Origin of the sequence: Mesorhizobium sp. M8A.F.Ca.ET.181.01.1.1 (assembly GCF_004792025.1) — a bacterium.
Lineage (GTDB): Bacteria > Pseudomonadota > Alphaproteobacteria > Rhizobiales > Rhizobiaceae > Mesorhizobium.
Genome location: NZ_SRTV01000002.1, coordinates 1 through 22,682, shown reverse-complemented (window position 1 = coordinate 22,682; position 22,682 = coordinate 1). Strand labels below are relative to the sequence as shown.

General features: G+C 63.2%; 16 protein-coding genes. 4 read left to right on the top strand and 12 right to left on the bottom strand.

Features of this window, described 5'->3' with window-relative positions; genetic code table 11:
• Positions 1–28: 28 nt before the first annotated feature.
• From EN824_RS08420 to EN824_RS08375, 10 genes are all read right to left on the bottom strand, one after another.
• The gene (locus EN824_RS08420) at positions 29–1,663 is read right to left on the bottom strand and encodes an alpha-glucosidase family protein (protein ID WP_127871308.1); all 1,635 of its coding nucleotides are present in this window, start codon (positions 1,661–1,663) and stop codon (positions 29–31) included.
• Complete coding sequence (gene glgX / locus EN824_RS08415) at positions 1,663–3,660, bottom strand: glycogen debranching protein GlgX (RefSeq protein ID WP_127276088.1); 1,998 nt, start codon at positions 3,658–3,660, stop codon at positions 1,663–1,665. Before glgX ends, EN824_RS08420 begins: the two co-directional genes overlap by 1 nt.
• A gap of 196 nt (positions 3,661–3,856) precedes the next feature.
• On the bottom strand, positions 3,857–5,485 hold the full coding sequence (locus EN824_RS08410) for an alpha-D-glucose phosphate-specific phosphoglucomutase (RefSeq protein WP_127276089.1): 1,629 nt from the start codon (positions 5,483–5,485) through the stop codon (positions 3,857–3,859).
• Positions 5,486–5,488: 3 nt separating this feature from the next.
• Positions 5,489–6,934 (bottom strand): glycogen synthase GlgA, encoded by a 1,446-nt coding sequence (gene glgA / locus EN824_RS08405; RefSeq protein ID WP_127276090.1) that lies wholly within the window; start codon positions 6,932–6,934, stop codon positions 5,489–5,491.
• A 21-nt stretch (positions 6,935–6,955) separates the two neighbouring features.
• Positions 6,956–8,221: a glucose-1-phosphate adenylyltransferase gene (glgC, locus tag EN824_RS08400; RefSeq protein ID WP_127276091.1), complete on the bottom strand. Its 1,266-nt coding sequence runs from the start codon at positions 8,219–8,221 to the stop codon at positions 6,956–6,958.
• Between the two features lie 51 nt (positions 8,222–8,272).
• On the bottom strand, positions 8,273–10,486 hold the full coding sequence (gene glgB / locus EN824_RS08395) for a 1,4-alpha-glucan branching protein GlgB (RefSeq protein WP_127276092.1): 2,214 nt from the start codon (positions 10,484–10,486) through the stop codon (positions 8,273–8,275).
• A gap of 71 nt (positions 10,487–10,557) precedes the next feature.
• On the bottom strand, positions 10,558–13,020 hold the full coding sequence (locus EN824_RS08390) for a glycogen/starch/alpha-glucan phosphorylase (protein ID WP_135915271.1): 2,463 nt from the start codon (positions 13,018–13,020) through the stop codon (positions 10,558–10,560).
• Between the two features lie 134 nt (positions 13,021–13,154).
• Complete coding sequence (locus tag EN824_RS08385; protein WP_127276094.1) at positions 13,155–13,937, bottom strand: ATP-binding cassette domain-containing protein; 783 nt, start codon at positions 13,935–13,937, stop codon at positions 13,155–13,157.
• Entirely contained in the window at positions 13,934–14,995 is a 1,062-nt protein-coding gene (locus EN824_RS08380) for an ABC transporter permease (RefSeq protein WP_135932136.1), read from the bottom strand. The genes EN824_RS08385 and EN824_RS08380 overlap by 4 nt, the downstream gene beginning before the upstream one ends.
• A 158-nt stretch (positions 14,996–15,153) precedes the next feature.
• Complete coding sequence (locus tag EN824_RS08375; RefSeq protein ID WP_167531230.1) at positions 15,154–16,170, bottom strand: sugar ABC transporter substrate-binding protein; 1,017 nt, start codon at positions 16,168–16,170, stop codon at positions 15,154–15,156.
• Positions 16,171–16,400: 230 nt separating this feature from the next.
• On the opposite strand from EN824_RS08375, the gene EN824_RS08370 reads away from it, so the two are divergent.
• From EN824_RS08370 to EN824_RS08355, 4 genes are all read left to right on the top strand, one after another.
• On the top strand, positions 16,401–17,627 hold the full coding sequence (locus tag EN824_RS08370; protein ID WP_135884237.1) for an ROK family transcriptional regulator: 1,227 nt from the start codon (positions 16,401–16,403) through the stop codon (positions 17,625–17,627).
• Complete coding sequence (locus EN824_RS08365) at positions 17,628–18,074, top strand: RbsD/FucU domain-containing protein (protein WP_127276098.1); 447 nt, start codon at positions 17,628–17,630, stop codon at positions 18,072–18,074.
• Positions 18,071–18,994, top strand: coding sequence for a carbohydrate kinase (locus tag EN824_RS08360; RefSeq protein ID WP_127871303.1), 924 nt, complete (start codon positions 18,071–18,073; stop codon positions 18,992–18,994). The genes EN824_RS08365 and EN824_RS08360 overlap by 4 nt, the downstream gene beginning before the upstream one ends.
• Positions 18,995–19,223: 229 nt before the next feature.
• Entirely contained in the window at positions 19,224–20,366 is a 1,143-nt protein-coding gene (locus tag EN824_RS08355) for a DegT/DnrJ/EryC1/StrS aminotransferase family protein (protein ID WP_127281072.1), read from the top strand.
• 58 nt (positions 20,367–20,424) lie between these two features.
• On the opposite strand, the gene EN824_RS08350 is transcribed toward EN824_RS08355, so the two are convergent.
• Positions 20,425–21,687, bottom strand: a complete 1,263-nt coding sequence (locus EN824_RS08350) for an O-antigen ligase family protein (RefSeq protein WP_135932135.1) — start codon at positions 21,685–21,687, stop codon at positions 20,425–20,427.
• 59 nt (positions 21,688–21,746) lie between these two features.
• Positions 21,747–22,547, bottom strand: coding sequence for a 3'(2'),5'-bisphosphate nucleotidase CysQ (gene cysQ, locus EN824_RS08345; protein ID WP_167531229.1), 801 nt, complete (start codon positions 22,545–22,547; stop codon positions 21,747–21,749).
• Between the last annotated feature and the right edge of the window lie 135 nt (positions 22,548–22,682).

Genomic DNA, 22,682 nt, shown 5'->3' with positions numbered 1-22,682 from the left:
GACCGCTTGGCCGCAACCGAAGCGCCGATCAGCCGAGCCGACCGAGGAAGCAACCGAGAGCCGGCAGCGAAAGCGCGTTTTCCTCGACAGCCGCGGTACCGCCCAGGACAGCCGCGACGGTTCCGATATCAGGCAGCAAGGGCCACGTCGCCGGCTCCCCGGCGAAATTGAAGACACAGAGCAGCCTCTCCCCGTCTCCTTCGCGGATGAAGGCGAGCATGTCTCCCTCGGCGTCGAGAAAACGGATCGAACCACCGACCAGTGCCGGGTGCTGTCTGCGCAAGGCAAGCGTGGAGCGGTAGACCGACAGCACCGATTGCTCCTCGCCGTTCTGCGCATCCGCCGCACGGGCGCGATGGCTTGCCGGCACAGGCAGCCATGGTTTTGTGGTGGAAAAGCCCGCATTGTCGGCCCCGACCTCCCAGGCCATCGGCGTGCGGCAGCCGTCCCTGCCCTTCACGCCCGGCCAGAAACGGATGCCGACGGGATCGCGCAAATCTTCATAGGCAAGCTCCGCTTCCTCAAGGCCGAGTTCTTCGCCCTGATAGAGGCAGATCGAGCCGCGCAGGCAGGCGAGCAGCATGATCGAGAATTTGGCCACCAGATCGGGATCGCCATCCGGCCGCGTCCAGCGGCTGACATGGCGCACGACGTCATGGTTGGAGAAGGCCCAGCAGACCCAGCCGTCGGCAACCGCATTCTCAAACGCCTCGACGCAACCACGCACATGCGCCGCCGAAAATTGCGAGCCGAGCAAATCGAACGTGTAGCTCATCTGAAGCTTGTCGCCGCCGGAGGTGTAGGCTGCGAGCGTCTGCAGCGAGCGGCCTTCATCGCCGATCTCGCCGACGGCGGCGCGGTCGCCAAATTCGTCGAGCAACGCGCGGAAACGCCTGAGGAACGCCAGGTTCTCCGGCTGCGTCTTGTCGAACAGATGCTCCTGATAGAGGTAGGTGTTGGTTTCCGTGTTGGTGCCGGCAACGCTCGAAGCCAAGGGCGGATTGCTGCGCAGCCAGCGGTCGTGGACATAGTAATTGACCGTGTCGAGCCGGAAGCCGTCGACACCGCGCTCCAGCCAGAACCGCACCGTGTCCAGCAACGCGTCCTGGACTTCCGGATTGTGGAAATTGAGATCCGGCTGCGAGGCGAGGAAATTGTGCATGTAATATTGGCGACGGGTCGCGTCCCACTCCCAGGATGGCCCCCCGAAGACCGACAGCCAATTGTTGGGCGCGCCGCCGTCGGGCCTGGCGTCGGCCCAGACGTACCAGTCGGCCTTGGCGGTGTCGCGGCTGGCGCGACTTTCGATGAACCATTCATGCTTGTCGGATGAATGCGACAGCACCTGGTCGATGATGATTTTCAGGCCGAGCCGATGCGCTTCGGCGACCAGCGCGTCGAAATCCGCCAACGTGCCGAACATCGGGTCGACGTCGCAGTAGTCCGATACGTCATAGCCCATGTCGGCCATGGGCGACTTGAAGAAGGGCGACAGCCAGACAGCGTCGACGCCGAGGGAGGCGATATGGGCGAGCCTTGCCGTAATACCTTTGAGATCGCCGCTGCCATCGCCGGTCGTGTCCTGGAAAGAGCGCGGATAGATCTGATAGATGACGCAGCCTCGCCACCACTCGGCTCCCTGCCTGGCATTGTCGTCGGCCATTACGAACCCTTCCCGGCGCCACCGTTTCCGGTCCGGCCCTCGATCATGAAATTGACGCTGCGGCCCGGCAGCGGGCGCAGGAGGTCGATCGCCTGTGTCTCGATTGCCGGGCGCCACTGGAAGCCATCGCGCGCCGGCAAGGTGAAGACGCATTGGCGGCGGTCACCATTGATCATGACGGCAAGCCTGCCATCCTCGCCGCCAAGCAGCATGACAAGGCGATGCCGGCTGGAGTCGTTCCAGTCGGTCTCTGCGAGCGGCTCACCCGTCTCGGTCAGCCAGGCGACGTCGGGAACGCCTGAAGCCTCGACCGGTTCTCCGGCCAGGAAACGTGTGTCCGACAGTGCCGGCACCGCCTGGCGAAGCGCTGCAAGCGCCGATGCGTAACGCTCCAGCGCCTGATCGCGGCCTGTCCAGTCAAGCCAGGTAATGGCGTTGTCCTGCGCATAGGCGTTGTTGTTGCCTTGCTGCGTTCTGCCGAATTCGTCGCCTGCCGTCAGCATGATGGTGCCGCGCGAGGCGAACAGCGTGGCGAGCAGTGCGCGTTGGTCGTCGAAGCGCGCCTTGATGATCGCTGCCTCGTTCGTGTCTCCCTCGACGCCATTGTTCCAGGACAGGTTGTCGTTATGGCCGTCGCGGTTCTGCTCGCCATTGTCGGCGTTGTGTTTGCGCTCGTAGGCGACGATGTCGGCCAGCGTCATGCCGTCATGGGCGGCGATGAAGTTCACGCTGCGGCTTGCCGGCTCCCCTGCCCTGTTGAACACGTCGGACGAACCGGCAAGGCGCGTGGCGAGAGTGCCGACCATGCCGGCATCGCCGCGCCAGAAGCGTCTGACATCGTCGCGGTAGCGATCGTTCCACTCGAGGAACGGTGGCCGAAAATTGCCCAGTTGATATCCGTTTGCCCCGATATCCCAAGGCTCGGCGATCAGCACGCGGTCGCAAAGTACCGGATCATCGGCAATGGCCCGGAGCAGTGGTGCTTCCGGATCGAACAGACCATCGACCCGGCCCAGCACCGGAGCCAGATCGAACCGGAAGCCGTCGACGCCAGCCCGGCGCACGAAATGACGGAGCGTGTCGAGCACCATTTCGCGCACCACCGGATGGTCGCAAGCGATGGTGTTGCCGGTGCCGGTGTCATTGACCAGCCCGCCATCCGGCCGATGCCGATAGTAGGCCTGGTTGTCGAGGCCGCGCAGCGAGAGCGTTGGCCCCAGCCTGTCGCTTTCGCCGGTATGGTTGAAGACGAGGTCGAGAATGGTGCCGATGCCAACCCGGCGCAGCGCTGCGACCGTGTCCTGTAATTCCGTCAGGCCGCCGGGTGCGAGGCGAGGGTCGAGCGCCATGAAGGTGACGGGATTGTAGCCCCAGGCGTTGCTCAAGCCCAGCGGCGGCAGATGCCGCTCGTCGATCGACGCCGTCACCGGCATCAATTCGACGGCGGAGACGCCGAGCCTTTGCAGATGCTCGATGATGGCCGGATGGGCAAGTGCGGCGATCGTACCACGCTGTTCTTGCGGCACATCCGGGTGGAGCTTGGTGAAGGCGCGGACATTCAGTTCGTAGATCAGGCCGCCCGGACGAAACAGCGGCGGCAGGATCGGTGGGGCCGCGGGCAAGGCCTTGGCCACGGTCTTGGGCATCAGCGACGCGGTGTCGGCACCCTCATTGCGCCGCGCGGCGAGCCGCCAGTGATAGGCATAGGGCCGGTCGATTTCGGCGGCATAAGGATCGGTCAGCAGCTTGTCGGGGTCGAACCACAGCCCACGCTCGGGTGCATAGTCGCCATCGGCACGAAAGCCGTAGCGGGTGCCGGCGGCGAGACCCGCGACGAACAGGGCGTAAAAACCCTCGCCTTCGGGCTGGAGTTCAAGCCGCTCGATTTCGTGGTCGCCGGTTTCATCGAAGATCGACACCCAGAGCCGCCGCGCCGACGACGACCAGGCGGCGAAGCGGATGCCTTCGCTGGTGATGGCGGCGCCGAGATTGTTCACGTGAGCGCCTTCCCTTCTCCCCTTGTGGGAGAAGGTGGATCGGCGCGCACCGCCGAGACGGATGAGGGGTGTTGGAAGGAATGAGGCATCGGTGTCCCGGGCGCCGGTTTGCGCCAAGCTGGAGCACCCCTCATCCGTCGCCTTCGGCGACACCTTCTCCCACAAGGGGAGAAGGGGGAGTCGCGCCTCCCCACCCTCAAGTAATCACGCTCGGTTTGTCGCGGCCGGTGTGGCTCTTGATCCCGGCAATGTCGTCGGCGGCGGCGATGAGATCGGCGAGCGCCTCCTGCGTGTCGAGATCGTGCCTCGACTTGTCCGGCTCGTAGCGCTCGATGTAGACGCGGAGGGTCGCGCCCGAGGTGCCGGTGCCGGAGAGGCGGAAGACGACGCGTGAGCCGCCTTCGAACAGCACCCTTATGCCCTGGTGCTCGCTGGTCGAGCCGTCGACCGGGTCGTGATAGGCAAAATCGTCGGCATTGGCGATCTTCAAGCCGCGCACGCTGGTGCCGGGCAGCGAGCCGAGCTTGGCCCTGAGTTCGTCGACCAGCGCATTGGCGCGGTCGCTCTCCACCTCTTCATAGTCATGCCGCGAATAGTAATTGCGCCCATAGGCCGCCCAGTGCTCGGTGACGATCTGCTGGCAGCTTTCGCCGCGCGCGGCGAGGATGTTGAGCCACAGGAGCACCGCCCACAGACCGTCCTTTTCGCGGACATGGTTGGAGCCGGTGCCGGCACTTTCCTCACCGCAGATCGTCGCCATGCCGGCGTCGAGCAGATTGCCGAAGAACTTCCAGCCGGTCGGCGTCTCGTAAATGCCGATGCCGAGCTTGTGAGCGACGCGGTCGGCGGCACCGCTGGTCGGCATCGAGCGGGCGATGCCCTTCAGCCCGTCCTTGTAGCCGGGCGCCAGGCGGGCATTGGCGGCAAGCATGGCGACCGAATCCGACGGGGTGACGAAAATGCCCTTGCCGATGATCAAATTGCGGTCGCCGTCGCCGTCGGAGGCGGCGCCGAAATCCGGCGCGTCCGGCCCCATCATCTCGTCATAGAGGTGCTTGGCATGGACAAGGTTGGGATCGGGGTGATGGCCGCCGAAATCGGGCAGCGGCTTGAAATTGCGGCAGGTGCCGTTCGGTGCGCCGAGCCGGTGTTCGAGGATTTCCTTGGCGTAGGGTCCGGTCACCGCGTGCATGGCGTCGAAGCGCATGCGAAAGCCCGACTTGAACAGTTTGCGCAACGCGTCGAAATCGAACAGGCTCTCCATCAGTTCGGCATAGTCGGTGACCGGATCGATGATCTCGACGGTCATGCCGCCGGCCTTGACGGTGCCGACCGTATCGATGTCGATTGGATCGATGTCGGCGATCTTGAAGCTCGAAATCGCCTTGGTCCTGGCAAAGATGGCGTCGGTCAGCTTTTCCGGCGCCGGGCCGCCATTGCCGGCATTGTACTTGATGCCAAAATCCTCATGCGGGCCGCCGGGATTATGGCTGGCCGACAGGATGATGCCGCCGAAGGTCTTGTATTTGCGGATGACATGCGAGGCCGCCGGCGTCGACAATATGCCGCCCTGCCCTACCATCACCTTGCCGAAGCCGTTGCCGGCGGCCATGGCAATGGCCTTCTGGATGACCTCGCGGTTGTAGAAGCGGCCATCGCCGCCGATGACCAGGGTCTTGCCGGCAAATCCGTCGAGCGCGTCGAAGATCGACTGGATGAAGTTCTCGGCATAGTGCTCCTGCTGGAACACTGGCACCTTCTTGCGCAGTCCCGACGTGCCGGGCTTCTGGTCGGAATAGGGCTTGGTGGGGACGGTGCGTATCATGCTTCAGGCAACCCTTTTCGAAAGCAGCAGGCGATAGAGTTCGACGTATTTTTCGGCGCTTCGATCCCACGACACATCGGTCTTCATGCCCTGGCGCTGGATGGTCTCGAAGGTTGCGGAACTGGCGTGGGCGTCGGCCAGGCGGCGGATGGCGTGCAGCAGCGCGCCGCCATTGTTGGGGGCAAACTGGAAGCCGGTCGCCACGCCGGCTGCAATCGCCGCTTCGTTGGCGTCGATGATGGTGTCGGCGAGGCCGCCGGTGCGCGCGACGACCGGCACGCAGCCATAGCGCAGGCCGTAAAGCTGCGTCAGCCCGCAAGGTTCGAAGCGCGAAGGGATGACGATGGCGTCGCAGCCGCCCTGCATGATGTGCGACAGCCCCTCGTCATAGCCGACGACCACACCGATGCGGCCACGGTGGCGTGCGGCGGCCGCCAGCAGCGCGCCTTCGAGGCCGGCGTCGCCCGAGCCGAGGATAGCCAGCCTGGCGCCTGTCGCAACGATGCCGTCGATCACCGTCGCCAATATGTCCATGCCCTTCTGCCAGGTCAGCCGGCTGACGACACAGACAATCGGGCTGCCGTCGCGGTCGAGACCGAAACGGTCCTCGACGGCCGCCCTGTTGGGCGCGCGGGCCTTCAACGTTTCGGCCGTATAGGTCGACACCAGATGTCTATCGGTTGCTGGATCCCAGATGGCGGTGTCGATGCCGTTGACGATGCCATGGAGATCGCTTGAACGCATGTTGATGAGACCATCGAGGCCCATGCCGAATTCCGGTGAACGGATCTCCTGCGCATAGGTCGGGCTCACCGTGGTGATTGCCCAGGCCGCCTGCAGACCCGCCTTGAGGAAGCCGACGCCGCCATAATATTCGACGCCGTCAAGCGCCATCGCCGCGGCCGGCAGACCGAGTTCGCCGAAGATGCCGGCGCCGAACTGACCCTGGAAGGCGAGATTGTGGACGGTCATCATTGATGGCGTGCCAACCGCCTTGCCGTAACGCATATAAGCCAGCGTCATCGCCGACTGCCAGTCATGGGCATGCACGATGTCAGGCAGGTAGCCCGAAATGGCGCCGCCGGCGATATCGGCGCCGGCCTGGCTCAGCGCCGCGAAGCGCCGCCAATTGTCCGGCCAATCCGCGCCCGAGGCGTTGCCATAGGGGCCGCCGGGGCGGTCGAACAGATGCGGCGCGTCGAGCACGAACAAATCGAGCCCGGCGACCTCGACGGCATGGATCGCGGCCTTGCCGCCTTGCAACAAGGGGTATTGGTAGACGGCCTTCTTTTTCTTGAAGGCGCCCATCACCACCGGAAAACCCGGAATGAGCGTGCGCATGGTCACGCCCTTGGCCGCGAGCGCGATCGGCAGCGCCCCGGTTACGTCGGCAAGCCCGCCGGTCTTGATCAGCGGGAAGATTTCGGGCGTGACCGACAGAACATGCATGCGCCTACAATCCGATCCGGCCTAAAGCTTCAGCTTGTCGATCATGTCCTGGGTGACCAGGCAGATGCCCTTTTCCGAAACCCGAAAACGCTTGGCGTCGAGCGCGGGATCCTCGCCGACCACCAGCCCTTCCGGTATCCTTACACCGTGGTCGATCACGACGCGCTTCAACTTTGCGTTCCGGCCGACATGAACGTCGGGCAGCATGACGACTTCTTCGAGTGCCGAATAGGAATTGATGCGCGCGCCGGTGAAGATCAGGCTCTTCTTCAGCGAAGCGCCCGAGACGATGCAATCGCCCGACACCAGTGACGACACGGCAGAACCGCGCCTGCCATCCTCGTCGTGGACGAATTTTGCCGGCGGCTTCAGCTCGGCATAAGTCCAGATCGGCCAGTCGCGGTCGTAGAGGTCGAGTTCCGGCGTCACGTCGGTCAAGTCGATGTTGGCTTCCCAATAGGCATCGACCGTGCCGACATCGCGCCAGTAGGCCTCGTTCTCGGCGGTCGAACGCACGCAGGACTTGGTGAAGCGGTGCGCGATCGCCTTACCGTGCGTGACGATATAGGGGATGATGTCCTTGCCGAAGTCGCGGCTGGAGCCCGGCTCGGCGGCATCGCGGCGCAGCTGTTCCATCAGGAACTTGGTCTTGAAGACGTAGATGCCCATCGAGGCCAAGGCGAATTCCGGGTTACCCGGAATGCCGGGCGGATCAACGGGCTTTTCGACGAAGGCGATGATGTTGTCCTTGGCATCGACATGCATGACGCCGAAGCCTGTCGCTTCCATGCGCGGCACTTCGAGGCAGCCGACCGTGACATCGGCGCCGGCATCGACATGCTGGCGCAGCATCAGCTCGTAATCCATCTTGTAGATGTGGTCGCCGGCCAGGATCACCATGTATTCCGGGCCATAAGCCTCGATGATGTCGATGTTCTGGTAGACGGCGTCAGCCGTGCCTTCATACCATTGCGTTTCCGACACGCGCTGGCTCGCCGGCAGGATGTCGAAGCTCTCGTTTCGTTCGGGCCGCAGGAAGTTCCAGCCGCGTTGCAGGTGGCGGATCAGCGAATGCGCCTTGTACTGGGTGGCGACGCCGAGGCGGCGGATGCCAGAGTTCAGTGCATTGGAGAGCGCGAAATCGATGATGCGCGTCTTGCCGCCGAAATAGACCGCCGGCTTGGCGCGCCGATCGGTCAGCTCCTTGAGGCGGCTGCCGCGTCCGCCGGCCAGCACATAGGCCATGGCGTCGCGGGCCAGCGGCTGGGTTCTTTTCAAGTCTGCCATTTATACCCTCCCAAGTTACTCGTCTTTATGCGTTGACCAGCCTTAACGAGTTCAGTCGTCGGCGAGTTCAAGCATGATCGTCGACAGCGGCGGCAGAAGCATCGTTGCCGAGATGCTCTTGCCCTCCGCCCTCGCCTCGACCACGCCGCCATTGCCCATGCCGGAGCCGCCATATTCGGAAGCATCGGTGTTGATGATCTCGCGCCACTTGCCGGCCTTCGGCAGAGGTACACGATAATTGTCGCGCGGCACCGGCGTGAAATTGGAGATGACGGCGACCGGATTGCCGCCAGGAGCGTTGCGCACCCAGGCGAAAACCGAATTCTGGCTGTCGTCGACGATCAGCCAGGAAAACCCTTCGGGCTCGCAGTCGCGGCCATGCAGGGCCGGACGTGAACGGTAGAGATAGTTGAGATCGCGCACCGTCTGCCAGACGCCGCGATGCGGCCGGAAATCGAGCAGGTTCCAATCAAGCGCGCGCGCCTCGCTCCATTCGCGGCGCTGCGCGAATTCCTGGCCCATGAACAGCAGCTTCTTGCCGGGATAACCCCACATGAAGCCGTAATAGGCACGCAAGGTCGCGAATTTCTGCCAGTCGTCACCGGCCATCTTGCCCAGCAGCGTGCCTTTGCCGTGCACGACCTCGTCATGCGAGAGCGGCAGCACGAAATTCTCCGAGAAGGCGTAGGTCAGACCGAAGGTCAGCTCGTTGTGATGGTGCTTGCGGAAAATCGGCTCCTTGGAAAAATACTCCAGCGTGTCGTGCATGAAGCCCATGTTCCACTTGAAGCCGAAGCCCAGCCCGCCTTCATGAACGGGCGCCGAGACCTTTGGCCATGAAGTCGATTCCTCGGCGATAGTCATGACACCGGGATGGTGCCCGTAGAGCTCCTTGTTCATCTTCTGCAGGAAGCTGACCGCCTCGAGGTTTTCGCGCCCACCCTTTTCGTTGGGAATCCATTCGCCCTGCTTGCGCGAATAGTCGAGGTAGAGCATCGAGGCCACCGCGTCGACGCGAAGACCGTCGACATGGTATTTTTCGGCCCAGAACAAGGCGTTGTTGACGAGGAACGACACCACCTCGCGGCGGCCGAAATTGTAGATCGCGGTGTTCCAGTCCGGGTGGAAGCCCTTGCGCGGGTCGGCATGCTCGTAGAGCGCGGTGCCGTCGAAATGGACCAGACCGTGCTCGTCGACAGGAAAATGCGCCGGCACCCAGTCTAGGATTACGCCGATGCCGGCACGATGGGCGCCATCGACAAAGCGAGCAAAGCCGTCCGGATCGCCGAAGCGGGCCGATGGCGCGTAGAGGCCGGTGGTCTGATAACCCCAGGACGGGTCATAGGGATGCTCGGAGATCGGCAGGAATTCGATGTGGGTGAACCCGGCCTCGACCACATAAGGGATCAGCCGGTCGGCCAGCTCATCCCAGGACAGGAAGGTGCCGTCGTCGCGAAGCTGCCAGGAACCGGCATGGACTTCGTAGATCGAGATGGCTTCGCGCCGGGGGTCGGCGTTGCGCCAGAAATTGCGATGCGCCTCGTCGCCCCATGGATGCGCCGGGGGCACCGCGGTCACCGAGGCCGTTGCCGGGCGCAGCTCCGACTTGAAGGCGAATGGATCGGCTTTCAGCGGCAATCTCACGCCGTCGGGACCTATGATTTCATATTTATAGGGCCGGCCGGCGCCGATATCGGGAATGAACAGCTCCCAGATGCCGGTGTCGCGACGGTCGCGCATCGTATGCCGGCGCCCGTCCCAGTCATTGAAATCGCCGACCACCGAGACGCGCCTGGCATTTGGGGCCCATACCGCGAAATGCACGCCGGTGGCGCCTTCGTGCTCAATGACATGGGCGCCGAGCTTGTCGAACAACCTGAGATGCGAGCCCTCGGCGATATAGTAATCGTCCATCGGTCCGAGCACCGGACCGAACGAATAGGGATCGGTCAGCCACCAGTCGCCGCCGGCATTGCGCGCGTGGTAGCGGAGCGGCTGGCGCTTCCTGATCGACAGCTTGCCCTCGAAGAAACCGGCTTCGTCGCGCCTGGTCAATTCGCCTGCCTCGATGCCGGTCAGCGTGTAGGCGGTGACGGACTGCGCATGCGGAACGAAGCAGCGCGCGAACAGGCTCTTGCCGGCCTCCTGAACACCGAGAACCGCAAAAGGATCACCGTGCGTACCGGCGACAATCGCCTCGACATCGCTGGCTGACGCCAGTCCGTCCGGCCCGCTTGTCGCAGCGGTCGCGCGCGGCTTCCTCATCAGGCGGTCGCCCTCCCCGGGCACCAAATGTTTGTTTTTGCGGCCATCGTTCGTGGCCTCATGCAATCATATCAGACGGGCACGTTCCAGATTTCTTTGGCGTATTGGCGGATCGTGCGATCGGAAGAGAACCAGCCGACGCGCGCGACGTTGCGGATGGCGCGGGCGTACCAGTCCGGGCTGTTGCGCCAGACGGCATCGACGTCGCGCTGGCAGGCGGCATAGGCGTCGAAATCCGCCGCGACCATGAACCAGTCGCTGTCGTAGAGGCCGTTGATCAGATCGCGGTAGCGATTGGGATCATCGGGGGAGAAGACGCCCGAAGAAACGGCCGCGACCGCCTGCGCCAGTTCGGGGGACGCCTCGATGACGCCGCGGGGATTGTAGCCATTGTTGCGCCGCTCGGCGACTTCTTCGGTGGTGAGGCCAAAGATGAAGATGTTGTCGTCGCCGACATGCTCCTTGATCTCGACATTGGCGCCGTCGAGCGTGCCGATGGTCAGTGCGCCGTTCAGCGCGAACTTCATGTTGCCGGTTCCCGACGCTTCCATGCCGGCGGTCGAGATCTGCTCCGAGAGATCGGCGGCCGGCATCAGCACCTCGGCCAGGCTGACATTGTAGTTCGGTACGAACACGACCTTGAGCAGGCCGCGCACCGAAGGGTCACTGTTGATCACCCTGGCGACGTCGTTGGCCAGTTTGATGATCAGCTTGGCGTTGTGGTAGCTGGGCGCGGCCTTGCCGCCGAAGAATTTCACGCGTGGCATCCAGTCGCGCTCGGGATGCGAGCGGATCTGGTCATAGAGCGCGATCGCTTCGAGGATGTTGAGGAGCTGACGCTTGTATTCGTGGATACGCTTGACCTGAATGTCGAAGAGCGCCGAAGGGTCGAGCTTGATGCCGAGGCGGTCGGCGACCAAGTTGGCTAGCCTCACCTTGTTCTGGCGCTTCACGGCGGCGAATTTTTCGCGGAAGGCGGTGTCGTCGGCGAGCGGATCGAGCCCCTTGATCGCCTCGATGTCATCCATGAAGCGATCGCCGATCGCCTCGCGGGCGAGCGCGGTAAGGCCCGGATTGCACTGGATGAGCCAGCGCCGCGGCGTGATGCCATTGGTCTTGTTGTTGATGCGGTCGGGATAGAGCCGGTGCAGGTCGGCGAACACCGTCTCCTTCATCAGTTCGGTATGCAGCGCCGACACGCCGTTGATCGAATGCGAACCGACAAAGGCCAGATTGCCCATGCGCACCCGGCGGTCGCCATTCTCCTGGATCAGCGAGATACGGCTGATCTGCTCATCGGAGAATTGATCAGTGGCGCGCGCCTCCAGCAGCACCTGCGCGTTGATGGCGTAGACGATCTGCATATGACGCGGCAAAAGCCGCTCGAACAGCGGCACCGGCCAGCTTTCCAGCGCCTCGGGCAGCAGCGTGTGGTTGGTGTAGCCGAAGGTACGCTTGGTGATATCCCAGGCGAGATCGAAATCCATGCCGTGGACGTCCATCAGAAGCCGCATCAACTCCGGCACGGCGATCGCCGGATGGGTGTCGTTGAGGTGGATCGCCGCCTTGTCGGGAAGCGACTTCAGGTCGCCATATTGGCTCAGATGCCGCTGGACGATGTCCTGCAGCGAGGCGGTGGAGAAGAAATATTCCTGCCTGAGCCTGAGTTCCTGTCCGGCCATGTGGGAATCGGCGGGATAGAGCACGCGCGACAGCGCATCGGCCTTGTTGCTTTCGGCCAGCGCCCCGATGTGGTCGCCGGCGTTGAACTTGTCGAGCAGGATCGGATCGATCGGCATGCCTGACCAAAGGCGCAACGTGTTGACGCGCTTGGCGCGCCAGCCGGCCACGGGCGTGTCATAGGCAACCGCCAGAACATGCTCCCTCGGTTTCCAGACATGGCGTTCGAGCCGGCCGTCCCTGGAGGTGATCGATTCGACCGAACCGCCGAAGCCGACTTCGAAGGAGCGCTCGCGCCGCTCGAACTCCCAGGGGTTGCCGTGGTCCAGCCAGGTCTCGGGCAGTTCGACCTGCCAACCGTCATGGATTTCCTGGCGGAACATGCCGTTGGCATAGCGGATGCCGTAGCCATGCGCGGGAATGTCGACGGTCGCCATGCTTTCCATGAAGCACGCGGCGAGCCGGCCAAGGCCGCCATTGCCAAGGGCAGCGTCCGGCTCGAGCGCGGCGATCAGGTCGAGATCGACGCCGAGCGAGGACAGCGCCTCACGCATGTTCTCCATCAGGCCGAGATTGGAAAAGGCGTCGCGCATCAGACGCCCGATCAGGAACTCGAGCGACAGGTAATAGACGCGCTTTTCCTGCTGGTCGTAGGCTTCCTTGGTCGCCTGCATCCAGTGGTCGACGACGCGGTCGCGCACGACCTTGATCGAGGCGGTCAGCCAGTCGTACTGGGTCGCGACGGTGGTGTCCTTGCCGACCCGGTATTTGAGCGACATCAAGACTTCTTCGGCGAGCGTCTTGGGATCGGGATTGTCGAGAGCGGGGGCTTCGATCGTCATGGCGGATGTCATATCGCCTCTCGTTCGGTTTGGCCTGATCATACCGGCTTTCACCGTTTCTCCCAGCCCATCCTAGTGCATTGCAGCATGTTTTCAATCGATTTAGAGAACACCCCCGCCTCCTTACCCAGCGGCAATCAGGCAGTTCAGGCCGCCAATGCCGTCTCCGGGGGTGCTTTTGCACCGGTCATGAAGGCAACGGCATCAGACATCGTATATTGCTTGGGGTCGATGACGCACAGGCGACGGCCAAGACGGTGGATGTGGATGCGGTCGGCCACTTCGAAGACGTGCGGCATGTTGTGCGAGATGAGCACGATCGGCAGGCCGCGCTTCTTCACGTCGAGGATCAACTCGAGCACGCGGCGGCTCTCCTTGACGCCGAGCGCCGCCGTCGGCTCGTCCATGATGACCATCTTCGAGCCGAAGGCGGCGGCGCGGGCCACCGCCACGCCCTGGCGTTGGCCGCCCGACAGCGTCTCCACCGCCTGGCTGATGTTCTGGATGGTCATCAGGCCGAGTTCGGTAAGCTTGTCGCGGGCGCGCTTTTCCATTGCCGGACGGTCCAGCATGCGAAGCCACTGGCCGACGAAGCCGGGTTTGCGGATCTCGCGGCCGAGGAACATGTTGTCGGCGATCGACAGCGCCGGCGACAGCGCGAGGTTCTGGTAGACGGTTTCGATGCCGGCTTCGCGCGCTTCCATCGGCGACTTGAAGGAGACGGGTTTGCCTTCAAGCCGGATTTCGCCCTCGTCCGGCACGGCCGCGCCGGAAATCGCCTTGATGAGCGACGACTTGCCGGCGCCGTTGTCGCCGATGACGGCAAGGATTTCGCCGGGGTATAGGTCGAAATCGGCATTGTCGAGAGCGGTGACGCGGCCATAGCGCTTGACCAGGCCGCGCGCGGTGAGGATGGGTTCCTGGGTCATGCCGAAACCTTTCTGATCCATTGGTCGATGGCGACGGCGCCGATGATCAGCACGCCGGTGAGGAGCACTTTCCATTGCGGATCGGCGCCCAGCATGTTGAGGCCCATCGAGACGACGCCGACGATCATCGCGCCGAACAAGGTGCCGAGGATGGAGCCGCGGCCGCCGAAGAGAGAAATACCACCGATCACCGTCGCGGTGATGGCCTGCAGATTGTAGTCGGTGACGGCGGCTGATGGCGAGATCGAGCCGTTGCGGCCGATGGAGACCCAGGCCGCGAAAGCGGCGATCAGCCCGGCAAGGGTGTAGACCGTCACCAGCACCTTCTTGGTCTGGATGCCAGACAGCTTCGCCGCCTCCTGGTCGTCGCCGACGGCGTAGACATGACGGCCCCATGCGGTGTGGTTGAGCACGTACCAAAGAACCATCACGAGCACGACGGTGGCAATGACACCGAGCGTCAGCACCGCCGTGCCGACCTTGAAGCTCAGGGCGAACAGATGCAACATCGGCGCTTGAGTGTCGACGTCGGTGTCGCGGATCGTCTCATTGGCCGAATAGATGAAGTTCGTGGCCATGACGATGTTCCAGGTGCCAAGCGTCACGATGAAGGGCGGCAACTTCATATAGGCGACCAGCAGTCCGTTCAGCAGCCCGCAAGCCGCACCGGCGGCAAGCCCGATCGCCACGGCGAGCACGCTCGGCATGCCGTAGCTGACCGCGCAATTGCCCATGATCACGGCCGAAATCACCATGATCACCCCGATCGACAGGTCGATGCCGGCGGTTAGGATGACCAGAGTCTGCGCGGCCCCGAGAATGCCGACGATGGCGATCTGCTGCAGGATCAGCGTCAGCGTGTAGGACGAGAAGAACCGCCCGCCGATCGCGATGCCGAAGATGATGATCGACAGAAGCAGCACGATCAGCGGCACCGCCGCAGGCGTCGAATGCAGAAAATGCTGGATGCGCTTGACGGCTGATTTGTGCTCGTCGAAAGCGGCCACGCTTGTGTCGCTGGCCGAGAGAACCTTCTCGAATTCCTGAGCTTGAGCCATGTTTCCTCCCCGTAGGGCTTCAGCCACGCGCTGACGCCGTCCACGCCTTCCGGTCTGTCGCCGGGATTGTTCGCGTTTACAGTGATGTATCGTCCACCCGATGCGGCCGGGGATCAAGTCCCCCCGGCCGATCGGTTCTGTTACCGGTCAGGCCAGCATCAGCCCCAGCACTTGGCGAGGCCTTCCTTGGTGTCGATGGACTTGACGCCCTTGGCCGGCTTGTCGGTGACGAGGTTGACGCCGGTGTCGAAGAAGTTCTTGCCCTCGGTCGGCTTCGGCTTGGTACCATCCTTGGCGAAAGCGGCGATCGCCTCGATGCCGAGCGCGGCCATCTGCAGCGGATATTGCTGCGAGGTGGCGCCGATGACGCCTTCGGTGACCGACTTCACGCCGGGGCAGCCGCCGTCGACCGAGACGATCAGCACCTGGCTTTCGAGGCCGACGGCCTTGAGCGCCTGGTAGGCGCCGACCGCGGCCGGCTCGTTGATGGTGTGAATGACGGTGATGGTGTTGTCCTTCTGCAGAAGGTTTTCCATCGCCTTGCGGCCGCCCTCTTCATTGCCGTTCGTCACATCGTGGCCGACGATACGCGGATCGGTCTCATCGCCGATCTTGTTGGGATCCTTCACGTCGATGCCGTAGCCCATCATGAAGCCCTGATCGCGCAGAACGTCCACGGTCGGCTGCGAGGGGGTCAGGTCGAGGAAGCCGATCTTGGCGTCCTTGGCCTTGTCGCCCAGCGTCGCGGCGGCCCAGGCGCCGATCAGCTTGCCGGCCTCCAGATTGTCGGTGGCGAAGGTCGCGTCGGCGGCGTCGATCGGATCGAGCGGCGTGTCGAGCGCAATCACCAGCAGGCCCGCATCGCGCGCCTTCTTCACCGTCGGCACGATGCCCTTGGTGTCGGACGCGGTGATCAAAATGCCCTTGGCGCCGTCGGCGATGCAGCTTTCGATCGCCGCCACCTGGCTCTCGCTGTCACCGTCGATCTTGCCCGCATAGGTCTTGAGATCGACGCCGAGTTCCTTGGCCTTGGCGGTAGCGCCCTCCTTCATCTTGACGAAGAACGGATTGGTGTCGGTCTTGGTGATCAGGCAGGCGCCGACGCCGGCGGCGGATGCGGACGAAGCGAACGCCATCAGACCCAGCGCGGCCGCCGCAAAAACGGTGGACTTCAACAATTTTGTATTGGTCACGATTTTCCTCCCAGTGGAACATTTTCGAATGCCGGCCAACCGGCACCCGCACGGCATCCAGGCGACTTCTCCCAGCGCGGATGCCAGATCAAAAAACACCAGACCAAGGCATCTGTCAATAATTAAATCACTCTTATTTATTATTGACAGCCTTGCGTCCTTCACTCATTCTGACCCAAAAGCATTGCCGGGGAAACGACGGGAGGAACAGGGTGGAGACCGCCACTGCGAGGCATGGTTCGCCCGAAGCGAATGAGAGCCTTATTCACCGCGGCACCAACCAGAGCGGCATGCGCGATCACAATGAGCGCCTGGTGCTTTCGCTGGTGCGTCAGCACGGCAGTCTGGCGAAGTCCGACATCGCCCGCATGACCGGACTTTCCGCGCAGACGGTCTCGGTCATCATGCGCGAACTGGAGGAAGAAAGCCTGCTCGTGCGTCAGGCGCCGTTGCGCGGCAAGATCGGCCAGCCCTCGATCCCCATGGCGCTCAACCCCGAAGGCGCCTTCTTCATCGGCCTCAAGATCGGCCGCCGCAGCGCCGAACTCGTGCTGATCGATTTCCTCGGCAACGTGCGCGCAATGCTGCAGCACTCCTACCGCTACCCTGCCCCACGCGAAACGGTCGAGTTCGTCACGTCAGGCATGAAGACGATGCGCGGCGCGCTGACACCGGCGCAGGACAAACGCATTGCCGGACTCGGCATCGCCATGCCGTTCGAGCTGTGGAACTGGGCCGACACCGCCGGCGCGCCGCGCGAGGTCATGGACGAATGGCGCCATCGCGATATCAGGACCGACATCCAGACGCAGTGCGATTTTCCGGTCTATCTGCAGAACGACGCCACCTCGGCCTGCGGCGCCGAACTGGTCTTTGGCCAGACGGGCGCGGCGCGGGACTTCGTCTATTTCTACATCGGCGCCTTTGCCGGTGGCGGCATCGTGCTCAACGGCCGGCTGTTCGGCGGACCGACCGGCAATGCCGGCGCGCTCGGCTCCATGCCCGTGCCCGGGCCGGGTGGAAAACCGACCCAGCTGATCGACGTGGCCTCGATCGCCATGCTCGAAAAAACACTCAATGCGCGTGGCGTCGAGGCCTCGTATCTGTGGACCTCACCCGAGGATTGGGGGGAGATCGGCGCCGAACTCGACGAGTGGATCGCCAGCGCCTCGCAGGCACTCGCTTACGCCATCGTCGCAGCGTCCTCGGTCATCGATTTCGAGGCCGCGGTGATCGACGGGTGGATGCCGAAGGCCGTGCGCCAGAAGCTGGTCGAGGCGGTCGTGACGGCAATCGGCGCCATCGACGGCGAAGGGCTGAAACTTCCGGCGGTCCGCGAGGGAAGCGTGGGCATCCATGCACGGGCGCTCGGCGGCGCCAGCCTGCCGCTTTCCGAACGCTTCCTGATCGGTTCGACGACGATCGCCAGGAGCGCCTGAATGCTGATCGGGATTCCGGCGCTGCTTGGTCCGGAGCTTCTGGCAACGTTGCGCGCCATGGGGCATGGTGACGAGATTGCCCTGGTCGACGGGAACTATCCGGCGCTGGAGCAGGCAAGACGCCTCATCCGGACCGACGGCCATGCCCTCATTCCCGTGCTCGACGCGATACTGACGCTGCTTCCGGTCGACGATGCGGTTCCGGAGGCGCTGTTTCGAGCCTCGGTGAAAGGCGATCCGTCGCTTGCCGACCCTGTCCATCGTGAAATGGAGGCGATCTGCGCCAAGCGCGCACCAGGCCGCAAGGTGGTTGCGCTGGCCGGCGCCGACTTCTATGCACGGGTCAAATCGGCGCATGCCATCGTCGCGACGAGCGAGCCGCGGCTTTACGCCAACATCATCATCCGCAAGGGCGTGATCTATCCGCCGGAGACCAGGAAGCCATGATCCTCTGCTGTGGCGAAGCCCTCATCGACATGCTGCCGCGCACCACCACGCAGGGTGAGCCGGCCTTCGCTCCCTATGTCGGCGGCGCTGTTTTCAACACGGCGATCGCACTCGGCCGGCTCGGCGCGCCGGCCGGCTTCTTCTCCGGCCTGTCGTCGGACCTGTTTGGCGGGCAATTCAGGGAGGCGCTCGGAGCGAGCAAGGTCAGTTCGACCTACGCGCACACATCGCCCCGGCCGACGACACTGGCCTTCGTGCGGCTGAACAACGGCCAGGCGACCTACACCTTCTATGACGAGAACACGGCCGGGCGCATGCTGACCATCGAGGACCTGCCGCAACTCGGCGGCGAGATCGAGGCGATGCTGTTCGGCGCCATCAGCCTGATCTCGGAGCCGGCTGGCTCGGCCTATGAGGAATTCATGCGGCGCGAGCACGAGGCCCGCGTGATGATGCTCGATCCCAACATCCGGCCGAACTTCATCCCCGACAAGGCCAAGCACCTCAGGCGCATCCGGGAGATGATGGCGATGGCCGACATCGTCAAACTTTCGGACGAAGACCTCAACTGGTTCGGTGAAGCCGGTTCGCACGAGGATGTCGTGCGCAATTGGCTCGACCGCGGCCCGAAACTGATCGTCGTCACGCATGGCAGCGAAGGCGCCGTTGGCTATAGCAAGCAGCACCGTGTCACCGTCATGCCGGAGACAGTGAAGGTGGTGGACACCGTCGGCGCCGGAGACACGTTCAATGCCGGCATCCTTGCCTCCCTGCATGAGCAAGGCCTGCTGACGAAGGCGGCGATTTCCAGCCTGTCGCAAGACGCTATCGGCAAAGCATTGGCGCTCGGCGCCAAGGCGGCGGCGGTGACGGTATCACGGGCCGGCGCCAATTCCCCATGGCGGCACGAGATCGGCTGATCGGCCCTCCAGCGCGATCACTTTATGTTTCCATGCGCCGGAAAACCGCGATAGACATGGCCTGAATTGCGCCGCCAAGGCCGGATTCCCGGCTTTTTAGGCCAATGCGCCGGCAAAACACGGTAACGGGCTGCGACACTTGCGCCATATGCCCGGCCCGCAGCCGGCTTTTTCAGCCGCGCCAAGTCTGGTACCAGCGGGCCGGTTAGTGGCAGGTATTGAGGCCGACATGCAGTTCATCGATCTTGGCGCGCAGCGCGAACGAATCCGCGACCGGCTGAAAGCCGCGGTCGACCACGTCGTCGAAGATGGCCGCTACATCCTAGGCCCCCAGGTCGCCGAATTCGAGAAGAAGCTCGCCGCCTATGTCGGCGTCAAGCATGTGGTTGCCTGCGCCAACGGCACCGACGCATTGCTTTTGCCGCTGTTCGCCGCCGGCATCGGCCCAGGTGACGCGGTGTTCGTGCCGAGCTTTACCTTCGCCGCCACGGCGGAAGTGGTGGCGCTGGCCAAGGCCGAGCCGGTTTTCGTCGATGTCGATCCGAAGACCTACAACATCGACATCGCCAGCCTCGAGGCGGCGATCGCGGCCATCAAGAAGGAAGGCCGACTGAAGCCGAAGGCGATCATCCCCGTCGACCTGTTCGGTCTTGCCGCCGACTATGAGGCGATCATGGCCATCGCCAATCGCGAAGGCCTATTGGTGATCGAGGATGCCGCCCAGTCCATGGGTGGCTCGCTCGAAGGCAGGATGTGCGGCGGGTTCGGCCATGTCGGCTCGACCAGCTTCTATCCGGCCAAGCCGCTCGGCTGCTATGGCGACGGCGGCGCGATGTTCACCAATGACGACGCTCTGGCCGACGCGCTGCGTTCCTTCGCCTTCCACGGCAAGGGCGAGACGCAGTACGACAACGTCCGCGTCGGCATCAATTCACGGCTCGATACGCTTCAGGCGGCGATCCTGATCGAGAAGCTCGCCATCCTCGAGGAAGAAATGGTGGCGCGGCAAGTGGTCGCCCAGCGTTACGCGGAAGGCCTCGGCGACATCGTCACCGCCGCCCGCAACCTGGATGGCAGCCGCTCGGCGTGGGCGCAATACGCGATCGAGACGCCGAAACGCGATGGCCTTAAGGGGCATCTGAGCGAAAAGGGCATCCCGTCCGTCATCTACTATGTCAAGCCGCTGCATGAGCAGATCGCCTATCGCGACTACCCGCGCACGCCGACCGGTCTCGCGGTTTCGGAGGACCTGCCGAAACGCATCCTGTGCCTGCCGATGCACCCCTATCTCAGCGAGGCTGACCAGAACCGGATCATCGAAACGATCCGCAACTATATCGGCTCGAACTCGGCGCAGGCCGCGGCCGAATAAGGCGCCGGATACCAGAGGCGACACCTCGCCGGCATAGGCGGTCGTGCGCTTCGCGCCGCTATTTTGAGAAGGTCGCCGCGCGTCTTGTGATCCGGTCATCCGTTCCCGGCCGGGCCACGGAACGGCACTGCAATATGCAGATGCCCGCTGTGAAGACCAAAGTGCCCAGCACCCATGACAACCAGATCCGATGGTCGACCGACAGTTCGACAACAGCTATGATCAGATAGCTGCTGGCTATGAAATGGCAGGGGCCGCTCAAACGGCCGATCATTCTTATGATCGTGCCCAGGAGCACCCCGTACACAATGATGCCCAGCGCTCCCAACTCGTACCACAAATCGAATACGATATTGTGCGCGCTCGGAAGATCCGCCTGCGCGTAATATGTGGGATTCACCACGACCCCGACCGCGTTTCTCATCGTATTGGCGCCATGGCCGAGAACCGGCTGCTCCGCAATGTGGGGCGAGATCATCTGCCAAAGATCAAGCCGCGCGGCGAACGTTCCCGGATAGAAAGCCAGCCAGCCCGTTGTTTTGAGGTAGGCAAACAGCGGCGAGACGACGAAAGGGGCAATCAGGGCAAGAGACAAATAGGCGGCGAAGAATCCGACCAAGGCGTGCTGGCGGTATTTGGCGGGCATGACAAACATCGCCGCCACGAAGACAATCGCCAGATTGACGCCGGTCGATTGGCCGTAGAGCAATGTCATCACGGCAAAGAGAGCCGCAAGCCCCTTCCAGACCAGCCTCGGCTGCGCAAGAAATATGACGGCAAAAAAAGCTCCGTAGACCGTGATCTTGTGGAGGGTGAAAACATTTTCCACAAATCTTGGATCTTCGGTCAAAAACGCAAAATACAGTTCCCAACCCATCACCGACACCAGGCCAATCAACATGCCGAATAACGAGACCCGTGCCAGCCGGTCGCGTTGAGCGTCCGGAAGCGCCAGAATGCACTCAAACAGCAAGATGGCGGCGACCGAGTAGCCAAACACGTCCTTCGCCGCCATGAGAGAGCGGCTCGCGTCGATCGACCACAGGGCGCTCGACAGGACAAAGCCGGACAAGAGAGCCAGAGTGACGGCCAGGCCTATCGTTGCCCTGCCAAAGCGTGCCCCCTTGGTAAAAAGTGTAAGAGCACCCATGAGTGCCGCGACAAATGCCAGGGCAGTGGGAGACATTTCGACGAAGACGAAAAGGGCGGGAGAGAGGGCGTAGAGGCCCAGCAACATCCTGAGGCCTAGTTCATCGCGACTGCTGGTCCATACCGGAAATCCGCCCAAAGTGACGGCATGGCATTTCTGAAAAAAGGACATTCAACTACCGACTCAGGGAACGTCCATACAGGATAGGCCATCTACGGGAGGTTTCCACCTCAACGTTCGATGCGCCTTCCGGTTGCAGCGCTGCCGCTGGCAATGAAATGCGGATTGGCAAAGTCCTCGTCATCGGCCTGGTTGCGCTTGCCATAGGCCAAGGGCTTGCCGTCCAGCGTGCGCGTCGTGCCGCCGGCGGCGCGCAGCACCGCGTCACCCGCCGCGGTGTCCCATTCCATGGTGCGACCGAAGCGCGGATAGACATCCGCCTCGCCATTGGCGAGGAGGCAGAATTTCAGCGACGAACCGACCGAGACGATCTCGGCGGCGCCAAGGTCGCGAATATAGGCTTCGGTTTCCGGCGTGTTGTGCGAGCGGCTGGCGACCACTGCCAGCGGCGACGCGGCCGTTCTCACCGAAATTGGCCGACGGGCGATAATCTGGTAATCGCCGTCGATGTCGAGGACTTCCGCCCTGCCCGGCAGACCGGAAAAGAAGCGGCCACCGCAAGGGGCGAAGACGACGCCAACTTCCGGCACGCCATGGCGGACAAGCGCGATATTGACGGTGAAGTCGGTGCGCCGGTTGACGAATTCCTTGGTGCCGTCAAGCGGATCAACAAGGAAGAAAGCCTCGCCAAGTTCGCCCGGCATGACACCGGCAGCCGCTTCTTCCTCGGCCACGCAGGGAATGTCGGGGAATTCCGTACGCAGGCCGGCAAGAATGATCTTCTCGCTCTCGCGGTCCGCCTCGGTCACTGGCGAGGAGTCCGATTTGCGGTCGACCGCGCAGCCGGCATGGAACACGCGCATGACCTCGCGCCCGGCCGCCAGCGCCAGCCGCTCGAAGATTTCGAGCATCGGCCTGTCGTCAGATGCCGCCGCCATTGTCATATTGCTCTTCGGCAATGTCACGCTCGTCCAGCCAGTGTTCCAGGGTATCTACCATCTCTTCGGCCGACTTGCCGAGCGTCTTGAGATGGATCTCCGGTTTCT

Excerpts from the sequence above, each read along its gene's own strand:
- EN824_RS08385 (WP_127276094.1), bottom strand. The coding sequence starts at position 13,937 with ATGACCCAGGAACCCATCCTCACCGCGCGCGGCCTGGTCAAGCGCTAT.
- EN824_RS08350 (WP_135932135.1), bottom strand. The coding sequence starts at position 21,687 with ATGTCCTTTTTTCAGAAATGCCATGCCGTCACTTTGGGCGGATTTCCG.
- EN824_RS08390 (WP_135915271.1), bottom strand. The coding sequence starts at position 13,020 with ATGACATCCGCCATGACGATCGAAGCCCCCGCTCTCGACAATCCCGAT.
- glgB (WP_127276092.1), bottom strand. The coding sequence starts at position 10,486 with ATGAGGAAGCCGCGCGCGACCGCTGCGACAAGCGGGCCGGACGGACTG.
- glgA (WP_127276090.1), bottom strand. The coding sequence starts at position 6,934 with ATGCATGTTCTGTCGGTCACGCCCGAAATCTTCCCGCTGATCAAGACC.
- cysQ (WP_167531229.1), bottom strand. The coding sequence starts at position 22,547 with ATGCTCGAAATCTTCGAGCGGCTGGCGCTGGCGGCCGGGCGCGAGGTC.
- EN824_RS08380 (WP_135932136.1), bottom strand. The coding sequence starts at position 14,995 with ATGGCTCAAGCTCAGGAATTCGAGAAGGTTCTCTCGGCCAGCGACACA.
- EN824_RS08365 (WP_127276098.1), top strand. The coding sequence starts at position 17,628 with ATGCTGATCGGGATTCCGGCGCTGCTTGGTCCGGAGCTTCTGGCAACG.
- EN824_RS08360 (WP_127871303.1), top strand. The coding sequence starts at position 18,071 with ATGATCCTCTGCTGTGGCGAAGCCCTCATCGACATGCTGCCGCGCACC.
- EN824_RS08355 (WP_127281072.1), top strand. The coding sequence starts at position 19,224 with ATGCAGTTCATCGATCTTGGCGCGCAGCGCGAACGAATCCGCGACCGG.
- EN824_RS08410 (WP_127276089.1), bottom strand. The coding sequence starts at position 5,485 with ATGATACGCACCGTCCCCACCAAGCCCTATTCCGACCAGAAGCCCGGC.
- glgC (WP_127276091.1), bottom strand. The coding sequence starts at position 8,221 with ATGGCAGACTTGAAAAGAACCCAGCCGCTGGCCCGCGACGCCATGGCC.
- EN824_RS08420 (WP_127871308.1), bottom strand. The coding sequence starts at position 1,663 with ATGGCCGACGACAATGCCAGGCAGGGAGCCGAGTGGTGGCGAGGCTGC.